Annotated in this window: 11 protein-coding genes; 10 read left to right on the plus strand and 1 reads right to left on the minus strand. The window is 63.0% G+C overall.

Features of this window, described 5'->3' with window-relative positions; translation table 11 throughout:
- Positions 1-35: 35 nt before the first annotated feature.
- On the plus strand, positions 36-587 hold the full coding sequence (locus IRZ77_RS20745) for an exonuclease domain-containing protein (protein WP_046615061.1): 552 nt from the start codon (positions 36-38) through the stop codon (positions 585-587).
- Between the two features lie 76 nt (positions 588-663).
- A complete protein-coding gene (gene ppnP, locus IRZ77_RS20750) occupies positions 664-948 on the plus strand; it encodes a pyrimidine/purine nucleoside phosphorylase (RefSeq protein ID WP_003259920.1) in 285 nt (94 codons plus the stop codon).
- A 111-nt stretch (positions 949-1,059) separates the two neighbouring features.
- On the opposite strand, the gene IRZ77_RS20755 is transcribed toward ppnP, so the two are convergent.
- Entirely contained in the window at positions 1,060-1,752 is a 693-nt protein-coding gene (locus tag IRZ77_RS20755; protein ID WP_108479805.1) for an alpha/beta family hydrolase, read from the minus strand.
- Positions 1,753-1,802: 50 nt separating this feature from the next.
- On the opposite strand from IRZ77_RS20755, the gene ccoN (IRZ77_RS20760) reads away from it, so the two are divergent.
- The 8 genes from ccoN (IRZ77_RS20760) (at position 1,803) to ccoP (IRZ77_RS20795) (ending at position 8,652) form a co-directional block, all read left to right on the plus strand.
- Positions 1,803-3,227 carry a cytochrome-c oxidase, cbb3-type subunit I gene (gene ccoN / locus IRZ77_RS20760; protein WP_108479806.1) on the plus strand — a complete coding sequence of 475 codons (1,425 nt, stop codon included), beginning with the start codon at positions 1,803-1,805 and terminating at the stop codon, positions 3,225-3,227.
- A 13-nt stretch (positions 3,228-3,240) separates the two neighbouring features.
- The gene (gene ccoO, locus IRZ77_RS20765; protein ID WP_013973492.1) at positions 3,241-3,849 is read left to right on the plus strand and encodes a cytochrome-c oxidase, cbb3-type subunit II; all 609 of its coding nucleotides are present in this window, start codon (positions 3,241-3,243) and stop codon (positions 3,847-3,849) included.
- 5 nt (positions 3,850-3,854) lie between these two features.
- Complete coding sequence (locus IRZ77_RS20770; protein WP_023661030.1) at positions 3,855-4,049, plus strand: cbb3-type cytochrome oxidase subunit 3; 195 nt, start codon at positions 3,855-3,857, stop codon at positions 4,047-4,049.
- The gene (gene ccoP, locus IRZ77_RS20775; RefSeq protein WP_085601249.1) at positions 4,046-4,987 is read left to right on the plus strand and encodes a cytochrome-c oxidase, cbb3-type subunit III; all 942 of its coding nucleotides are present in this window, start codon (positions 4,046-4,048) and stop codon (positions 4,985-4,987) included. The genes IRZ77_RS20770 and ccoP (IRZ77_RS20775) overlap by 4 nt, the downstream gene beginning before the upstream one ends.
- Positions 4,988-5,430: 443 nt before the next feature.
- On the plus strand, positions 5,431-6,873 hold the full coding sequence (gene ccoN / locus IRZ77_RS20780) for a cytochrome-c oxidase, cbb3-type subunit I (RefSeq protein WP_015271137.1): 1,443 nt from the start codon (positions 5,431-5,433) through the stop codon (positions 6,871-6,873).
- Complete coding sequence (gene ccoO / locus IRZ77_RS20785; protein ID WP_023381407.1) at positions 6,873-7,481, plus strand: cytochrome-c oxidase, cbb3-type subunit II; 609 nt, start codon at positions 6,873-6,875, stop codon at positions 7,479-7,481. Before ccoN (IRZ77_RS20780) ends, ccoO (IRZ77_RS20785) begins: the two co-directional genes overlap by 1 nt.
- 5 nt (positions 7,482-7,486) lie before the next feature.
- Positions 7,487-7,678, plus strand: coding sequence for a CcoQ/FixQ family Cbb3-type cytochrome c oxidase assembly chaperone (locus tag IRZ77_RS20790; RefSeq protein WP_003259925.1), 192 nt, complete (start codon positions 7,487-7,489; stop codon positions 7,676-7,678).
- Complete coding sequence (gene ccoP, locus IRZ77_RS20795; RefSeq protein ID WP_046615057.1) at positions 7,675-8,652, plus strand: cytochrome-c oxidase, cbb3-type subunit III; 978 nt, start codon at positions 7,675-7,677, stop codon at positions 8,650-8,652. The genes IRZ77_RS20790 and ccoP (IRZ77_RS20795) overlap by 4 nt, the downstream gene beginning before the upstream one ends.
- Positions 8,653-8,724 lie beyond the last annotated feature (72 nt).

Consider the following 8,724-nt stretch of genomic DNA (forward strand, 5'->3'; position numbering starts at 1 on the left):
GCTACGCTCTAGCAGGATCTGCAAGGGAGCCTGATATGGGCCACTGGTTGGTGATCGACCTGGAAGCCACCACCGACGATGGTGGGTGGCCGGTCACAGAGATGGAAGTCATTGAAATCGGCGCAAGCCTGGTTACCCGCGACGGCCGCGAGGTCGACCACTTCCAGCGCTTCGTGAAGCCCCGACGGCGGCCGCAGCTGACCCCATTCTGCCGTGAACTGACCCACATCAGCCAGGCCAGCGTGGACAGTGCCGCGCCGTTCCGCGAGGTGTGGGCAAGCTTCGAGCACTGGCTCGGGCACCACCGCGGGCAGCTTCAGGCCTGGGTCAGCTGGGGCGACTACGACCGCCAGCAGTTGCACCAGGAGTGGCAGCAGCATGGGCTGGACAGCATGCTGCGGACCCTGCCGCACATCAACCTCAAGCAACGCTTCGCCAAGGCCCGCCACCTGCAGCGCCCTGCCGGGCTCAATGGTGCACTGCAGCTGGCCGGCATGCACTTTTGCGGGCAGCAGCACCGGGCCCTGGAAGATGCGCGCAATACTGCGCGGCTGCTGCCGTTGAGCCTGCCGGTGGACGCTACCTGAAAGCAGATGACGGGGCCCGTGGCCTTGGGCATACTGGCCAGCCCTTTTTCCTCCCCCCCCTTTTCAGGAGTCGCCCATGTTCCAGGTCAACGAGTACTTCAACGGCACCGTCAAGTCGATCGCATTCGCGGGCGAAGAAGGCCCGGCCACTGTCGGCGTGATGGCCCCGGGCGAATACGAGTTCGGCACTGCCAAGCGCGAGATCATGCACGTGGTTTCGGGTGCGCTGACCGTGAAGCTGCCAGGTAGCGACAACTGGGAAACCTTCAAGGCGGGCGACAAGTTCAACGTGCCGGCTGACAGCAAGTTCCAGCTGCAGGTGAAGGTGGATACCGCTTACCTGTGCGAGTACCGCGACTAAGCATCAGCCTGGTCCGGCCTCTCGCGGGTAAACCCGCCCCCACAGGTACTGTACGGCTTTCTGAGCTCCAGTGAGCCGGTGGGAGCGGGTTCACCCGCGAAGAACCCAGCACTATCGGGACAGGAATGCCGCAACCTTCTCAGCCGCCGCCTGCAAATGCTGCTCATGGCTGAACCCCGAGGCCTTCAGCGGCTTCAGGTCATGGTCCCCTGCCAACAGCCAGCTCACTTCGATCGCCGGCGATAACGCATACCCTGCCACCGCCTCGCGGTTACCCAGCGCATCTCGCTCACCCTGCACGATCAACGTCGGCGTCTTCAATTCGGCCAGGTGCTCGACCCGTGGCTTCTCCGGCTTGCCCACCGCATAGAACGGATAGCCCAGGCACACCAATGCATCCGCCCCCAGCTCATCGGCCAGCAGGCTGGCCATGCGCCCGCCCATGGACTTGCCACCCACCGCCAGCTTGCCCGCGACCAAAGGTCGCACCTGCCGGTACACCTCGCGCCAGCATTCCAGCAATACCTTCTGCGGGTTCGGCGGCCGCTTGCCGCCGGTAACCCTGCGTTCGGCCATGTACGGGAATTCGAAGCGCACTACCGCCACCCCAAGCGCCGCAAGCCTTTGCGCCATTTCGTCCATGAACCCGCTGTCCATCGGCGCACCTGCGCCATGCGCCAGGATCAGGCAGCCCCTGTAGCCGTCCTTGCCCCGAACGTGCGGGGGATTGCAGCGCAAGCCTGGGACATTTCCGACCTTCGCCCATTGATCCCCGTCAATACCGGCACATTGCCCATTAATCATGCTTGCCTCGCTGTAAAGCCTGCCAAATAACCGTGGATGGGAACCCATACATGAACACAACCAGCAGTACCGCCTATAACTACAAGGTGGTCCGCCAATTCACCATCATGACGGTGGTGTGGGGAATCGTCGGGATGGGGCTCGGCGTCTTCATCGCCGCCCAGCTCGCCTGGCCTTCCCTCAACTTCGACCTCCCCTGGACCAGCTTCGGCCGCCTGCGCCCCCTGCATACCAATGCGGTGATCTTCGCCTTCGGCGGCTGTGCGCTGTTCGCCACCTCCTATTATTCGGTGCAACGCACCTGCCAGACCACCCTGTTCGCACCGGGCCTGGCCGCGTTCACCTTCTGGGGCTGGCAACTGGTGATCCTGCTGGCGGCCATCAGCCTGCCGCTGGGCTACACCAGCTCCAAGGAATACGCCGAACTGGAATGGCCGATCGACATCCTTATCACCATCGTCTGGGTGAGCTACGCCATCGTGTTCTTCGGCACGCTGATGAAGCGCAACACCAAGCACATCTACGTCGGTAACTGGTTCTTCGGCGGCTTCATCCTCACCGTGGCGATGCTGCACGTCGTCAACAACCTGGAACTGCCGGTCAGCCTGACCAAGTCCTACTCGGTCTATGCCGGCGCCACCGATGCCATGGTGCAGTGGTGGTACGGCCACAACGCCGTGGGCTTCTTCCTGACCGCGGGCTTCCTGGGGATGATGTACTACTACGTGCCCAAGCAGGCCGAACGCCCGGTGTATTCCTATCGCCTGTCGATCGTGCACTTCTGGGCGCTGATCACCCTGTACATCTGGGCCGGCCCGCACCACCTGCACTACACCGCGCTGCCCGACTGGGCGCAGTCGCTGGGCATGGTGATGTCGCTGATCCTGCTGGCACCAAGCTGGGGCGGCATGATCAACGGCATGATGACCCTGTCCGGCGCCTGGCACAAACTGCGCAGCGACCCGATCCTGCGCTTCCTGGTGGTGTCGCTGGCGTTCTATGGCATGTCCACCTTCGAAGGCCCGATGATGGCCATCAAGACGGTCAACGCCCTGTCCCACTACACCGACTGGACCATCGGCCACGTGCACGCCGGCGCCCTCGGCTGGGTGGCGATGATTTCGATTGGTGCGTTGTACCACACCATCCCGAAAGTGTTCGGCAAGGAGCGCATGTACAGCATCGGCCTGATCAACGCCCACTTCTGGCTGGCCACCATCGGCACCGTGCTTTACATCGCCTCGATGTGGGTCAATGGCATCGCCCAGGGCCTGATGTGGCGCGCGGTCAACAGCGACGGCACGCTCACTTACTCATTCGTGGAAACCCTGGTGGCCAGCCACCCAGGCTTCATCGTGCGCTTCGTCGGCGGTGCGATCTTCCTCAGCGGCATGTTCCTGATGGCCTGGAACACCTGGCGCACCGTGCGTTCGCCGGCGCTCGATGTCGCCCCTGCGAACGCCCAGCTGGCTTGAGGAGACCTGCCTGATGAAACATGAAGTCATCGAGAAAAACGTCGGCCTGCTGGCCCTGCTGATGGTATTTGCCGTCAGTATCGGCGGCCTGACCCAGATCGTCCCGCTGTTCTTCCAGGACGTCACCAACAAGCCGGTGGAGGGCATGAAGCCCTACACCGCGCTGCAACTGGAAGGCCGCGATATCTACATCCGCGAAGGCTGCGTGGGCTGCCATTCGCAGATGATCCGCCCGTTCCGTGCCGAAACCGAGCGCTATGGCCACTACTCGGTGGCAGGTGAAAGCGTATGGGACCACCCGTTCCTGTGGGGTTCCAAGCGCACCGGGCCGGACCTGGCCCGGGTCGGTGGCCGCTACTCGGACGACTGGCACCGTGCGCACCTGTACAACCCGCGCAACGTGGTACCGGAATCGAAGATGCCGTCGTACCCATGGCTGGTCGCCCAGCAGGTCGACAACAGCCATACCGACACCAAGATGCGCACCCTGCGCACCTTGGGCGTGCCGTACACCGACGATGACATCGCCGGGGCCCGCGACGCGGTCAAGGGCAAGACCGAAATGGACGCCCTGGTCGCCTACCTGCAGGTGCTCGGCACCGCGATCAAGAACAAGAGGTGAATGCGATGGGAATGGACATCGGCATGATCCGCGGCCTGGGCACCCTTGTGGTGATGATCGCCTTCATCGGCCTCACCCTGTGGGTATTCAATCGCCGCCGCGACCGTGATTTCGCCGAAGCGCGCCTGCTGCCCTTCGTCGACGACCGCCTGCCCTCTGCCGGACAGGAACCTGCTGCAAAAAGGAGTAACGGGCAATGACCACCTTCTGGAGTACGTACATCTGCGTACTGACCATCGGTAGCCTGATTGGCCTGACCTGGCTGCTGCTCGCCACCCGCAAGGGCCAGAGCAGCAACACCACCGACCAGACCATGGGCCACAGCTTCGACGGCATCGAGGAATACGACAACCCGCTGCCCAAGTGGTGGTTCTGGCTGTTCGTCGGCACCCTGGTGTTCTCGGTCGGCTACCTGATCCTCTACCCCGGCCTGGGCAACTGGAAGGGCATCCTGCCGGGCTATGAAAATGGCTGGACCGGCGCCAACGAATGGCAGAAGGAGATGGAAAAGGCTGACGCAAGATTCGGCCCGATCTTCGCCAAGTACGCCGCCATGCCCGTGGAAGAAGTGGCCAAGGATCCGCAGGCACTGAAGATGGGCAGCCGCCTGTTCGCCTCCAACTGCTCGGTGTGCCATGGCTCGGATGCCAAGGGTGCCTATGGCTTCCCCAACCTCACCGACAAGGACTGGCGCTGGGGCGGCGAGGCGGAAACCATCAAGGCGTCGATCATGAACGGTCGTCACGGCGTGATGCCAGCCTGGGCCGAAGTGATCGGCGAGCAGGGTGTAGCGGATGTGGCCGCGTTCGTGCTCACCAACCTCGATGGCCGCCCCCTGCCGGAAGGGGTCAAGGCCGACGCCGCCAAGGGCAAGGAAATCTTCGCCGGCAATTGCGTGGCCTGCCACGGGCCTGAAGGCAAGGGCACCCCGGCCATGGGCGCGCCAGACCTGACCCACCCGCAGGCGTTCATCTACGGTTCGAGCTTTGCCCAGCTGCAGCAGACCATTCGCTATGGTCGCCAGGGTCAGATGCCGGCGCAGGCGGAGATCCAGGGCAACGACAAGGTGCACCTGCTGGCGGCGTACGTGTATAGCCTGTCGCAGGATCAAGCTTCGCCAGACCTGACTGCCAAGTAGCACCCATTCGCGGGCTCGCCCGCTCCCACAGGTTAACCACAGATTTCAAGTATTGTGGTGAACCTGTGGGAGCGGGCAAGCCCGCGAAGGGCTGCAAAGCAGCCCCTCTCCCCGCTCTACCCCTCCTTGCACCCCCTCCGAACAGAACTAAGCTTGTTGCCTCAGTGGGCCTCGCTCCGAAAGGACCGAAGCAGACGCGGCGCGTAGCCTGTCGCCGTCCCGATAAAAAGCTTGACCGATCGATCAGAAAAAGGCGAAAAACGGTACACATTACAAATATTTATTTGTGTACAATCGCCAAGACCCGATTACTGCGGGACATCAGTGAACGGGCTCGGGCACGGGTCGGCGTACCAAAGTTGCGTTGCGGTAACCTCGGTGGTTATCAATACTGGCGCCGATTTTTCGACCAACAAGAACATCAAAACCGTGGAACCTTAGCAATGAGCACAGCAATCAGTCCGACTGCTTATAACTATAAGGTCGTCCGCCAGTTCGCCATCATGACGGTGGTCTGGGGGATCCTTGGCATGGGCCTCGGCGTCTTCATCGCCTCGCAGCTGGTATGGCCGCAACTGAACCTGGACCTGCCCTGGACCAGCTTCGGCCGCCTGCGCCCGCTGCACACCAACCTGGTGATCTTCGCCTTCGGGGGCTGTGCGCTGTTCGGCACCAGCTACTACGTGGTGCAACGCACCTGCCAGACCCGGCTGATTTCCGACAGCATGGCCGCCTTCACCTTCTGGGGTTGGCAGGCGGTGATCGTCGGGGCGCTGATCACCCTGCCGATGGGCTATACCACCACCAAGGAATACGCCGAGCTCGAGTGGCCGCTGGCGATCCTGCTGGCCATCGTCTGGGTCACCTACGGGCTGGTGTTCTTCGGCACCATCGTCAAGCGCAAGACCAAGCACATCTATGTCGGCAACTGGTTCTACGGCGCCTTCATCGTGGTTACGGCGATGCTGCACATCGTCAACCACATATCGCTGCCGGTAAGCCTGTTCAAGTCGTACTCGGCCTACTCCGGCGCCACCGACGCTATGATTCAGTGGTGGTACGGCCACAACGCCGTGGGCTTCTTCCTCACCACCGGTTTTCTGGGGATGATGTACTACTTCGTACCCAAGCAGGCCGAACGCCCGATCTACTCGTATCGCCTGTCGATCGTGCACTTCTGGGCGCTGATCACCCTGTACATCTGGGCCGGCCCGCACCACCTGCACTACACCGCCCTGCCTGACTGGGCACAGTCGCTGGGCATGGTCATGTCGATCATCCTGCTGGCGCCAAGCTGGGGCGGCATGATCAACGGCATGATGACCCTGTCCGGTGCCTGGCACAAACTGCGCACCGACCCGATCCTGCGCTTCCTGGTGGTATCGCTGGCGTTCTACGGCATGTCCACCTTCGAAGGCCCGATGATGGCCATCAAGACCGTGAACTCGCTGTCTCACTACACCGACTGGACCATCGGCCACGTCCACGCCGGCGCCCTCGGCTGGGTGGCGATGATCTCGATCGGCGCCGTGTACCACATGATCCCGCGCCTGTATGGCCGCGAGCAGATGCACAGCGTAGGCCTGATCAACGCGCACTTCTGGCTGGCTACCATCGGTACCGTGCTGTACATCGCCTCGATGTGGGTAAACGGCATCACCCAGGGCCTGATGTGGCGCGCCATCAACGATGACGGCACCCTCACCTACTCCTTCGTCGAAGCCCTGCAGGCCAGCCATCCTGGCTATATCGTCCGCGCCCTGGGCGGTGCGTTCTTCGCCACCGGCATGCTGCTGATGGCCTACAACGTGTTCCGTACCGTACGTGCCGCCAACCCGGCACAGGCCGAGGAAGCCGCCAAGATCGTCGTAGTGGGAGCGCACTGATGAAGCATGAAGCCGTCGAGAAGAACATAGGCCTGCTGGCCTTCTTCATGGTCATCGCCGTGAGCGTCGGTGGCCTGACCCAGATCGTCCCGCTGTTTTTCCAGGACGTCACCAACAAACCCGTGGAAGGCATGAAGCCGCGCACCGCGCTGGAACTTGAAGGCCGCGATATCTACATCCGCGAAGGCTGCGTGGGCTGCCACTCGCAGATGATCCGCCCGTTCCGTGCCGAAACCGAACGCTACGGCCATTACTCGGTGGCCGGCGAGAGCGTGTGGGACCACCCGTTCCTGTGGGGTTCCAAGCGCACCGGGCCGGACCTGGCGCGGGTCGGTGGCCGCTACTCCGATGACTGGCACCGTGCGCACCTGTACAACCCGCGCAACGTCGTACCGGAATCGAAGATGCCGTCGTACCCGTGGCTGGTCGAGAACAAGCTCGACGGCAAGGACACCGCGAAGAAGATGGAAGTGCTGCGCACCCTCGGCGTGCCGTACACCGACGCCGACATCGCCGGGGCCCGCGACGCGGTCAAGGGCAAGACCGAAATGGACGCCATCGTCGCGTACCTGCAGGGTCTTGGCACCATCATCAAGAGCAAACGGTGACGCTGATGGATATCGGGATGATTCGCGGCCTGGGCACCGTCGTGGTGATGGTGGCCTTCGTGGGCCTGGCGCTGTGGGTATTCAACCCCCGGCGCAAGAAGGACTTCGACGAAGCGACCCAACTGCCCTTCGCGGATGACCCCGAAGCCAGCCGGCACGTCGAGCAAGCAAAAGCTTCTGGGAGCAAAAAACAATGACAACCTTCTGGAGTCTGTACGTTACCGTCCTGACCCTGGGCACCATCTTCTCGTTGACCTGGCTGCTGCTGTCGACCCGCAAGGGCCAGCGCGAAGAGGTCACCGACGAAACCGTCGGGCATGCCTTCGATGGCATCGAGGAGTACGACAACCCGCTGCCGAAATGGTGGTTCTGGCTGTTCGTCGGCACCATCGTCTTCGCCCTCGGCTACCTGGTGCTGTACCCAGGCCTGGGCAACTGGAAAGGCGTCCTGCCGGGCTACTCGTACCTGGATAACGACAAGCAGACAGAGTTTTCCAACGGCCAGCCGGGCTGGACCGGCGTGCACGAATGGGAAAAGGAAATGGCCAAGGCCGACGCCCGCTTCGGGCCGATCTTCGCCAAGTTCGCCGCCATGCCCATCACCGAGGTGGCCAAGGACCCACAGGCACTGAAGATGGGCGCGCGGCTGTTCGCTTCCAACTGCTCGGTGTGCCACGGCTCCGACGCCAAGGGTGCCTTCGGCTTCCCCAACCTCACCGACAACGACTGGCGCTGGGGCGGCGAGCCAGACACCATCAAGACCACCATCATGGGCGGTCGCCACGGCGTGATGCCGGCCTGGGCCGAAGTGATCGGTGACCAGGGCGTGGCCGATGTGGCCGCATTCGTGGTCAGCAAGCTCGATGGCCGCACCCTGCCAGAGGGCGTGAAGGCCGATGCCGAGAACGGGCAAAAGATCTTCGCCGCCAACTGCGTGGCCTGCCACGGGCCAGAGGGCAAGGGTACGCCAGCCATGGGCGCGCCGAACCTGACCCATCCGCAGGCGTTCATCTACGGTTCGAGCTTTGCCCAGTTGCAGCAGACCATCCGCTACGGTCGCCAGGGGCAGATGCCGGCCCAGGAGCAGTTGCAGGGGAATGACAAGGTGCACTTGCTGGCGGCGTATGTTTACAGCCTGTCGCAGCAGGCCGAACCGGCCAAGGCCGAGTAAGGCAGGCCCGGGGGGGGGCGGGGGGGGGGGCGCCGGCCGCGGGGCGGGGGGGGAAGAAATATTTTGTGTGGG

Origin of the sequence: Pseudomonas pudica (assembly GCF_015680405.1) — a bacterium.
GTDB lineage: Bacteria > Pseudomonadota > Gammaproteobacteria > Pseudomonadales > Pseudomonadaceae > Aquipseudomonas > Aquipseudomonas pudica.

Bases quoted from the DNA above. Each gene is read 5' to 3' on its own strand.
- IRZ77_RS20745 (WP_046615061.1), top strand. From the start codon at position 36: ATGGGCCACTGGTTGGTGATCGACCTGGAAGCCACCACCGACGATGGT.
- ppnP (WP_003259920.1), top strand. From the start codon at position 664: ATGTTCCAGGTCAACGAGTACTTCAACGGCACCGTCAAGTCGATCGCA.
- IRZ77_RS20755 (WP_108479805.1), bottom strand. From the start codon at position 1,752: ATGATTAATGGGCAATGTGCCGGTATTGACGGGGATCAATGGGCGAAG.
- ccoN (WP_108479806.1), top strand. From the start codon at position 1,803: ATGAACACAACCAGCAGTACCGCCTATAACTACAAGGTGGTCCGCCAA.
- ccoO (WP_013973492.1), top strand. From the start codon at position 3,241: ATGAAACATGAAGTCATCGAGAAAAACGTCGGCCTGCTGGCCCTGCTG.
- IRZ77_RS20770 (WP_023661030.1), top strand. From the start codon at position 3,855: ATGGGAATGGACATCGGCATGATCCGCGGCCTGGGCACCCTTGTGGTG.
- ccoP (WP_085601249.1), top strand. From the start codon at position 4,046: ATGACCACCTTCTGGAGTACGTACATCTGCGTACTGACCATCGGTAGC.
- ccoN (WP_015271137.1), top strand. From the start codon at position 5,431: ATGAGCACAGCAATCAGTCCGACTGCTTATAACTATAAGGTCGTCCGC.
- ccoO (WP_023381407.1), top strand. From the start codon at position 6,873: ATGAAGCATGAAGCCGTCGAGAAGAACATAGGCCTGCTGGCCTTCTTC.
- IRZ77_RS20790 (WP_003259925.1), top strand. From the start codon at position 7,487: ATGGATATCGGGATGATTCGCGGCCTGGGCACCGTCGTGGTGATGGTG.
- ccoP (WP_046615057.1), top strand. From the start codon at position 7,675: ATGACAACCTTCTGGAGTCTGTACGTTACCGTCCTGACCCTGGGCACC.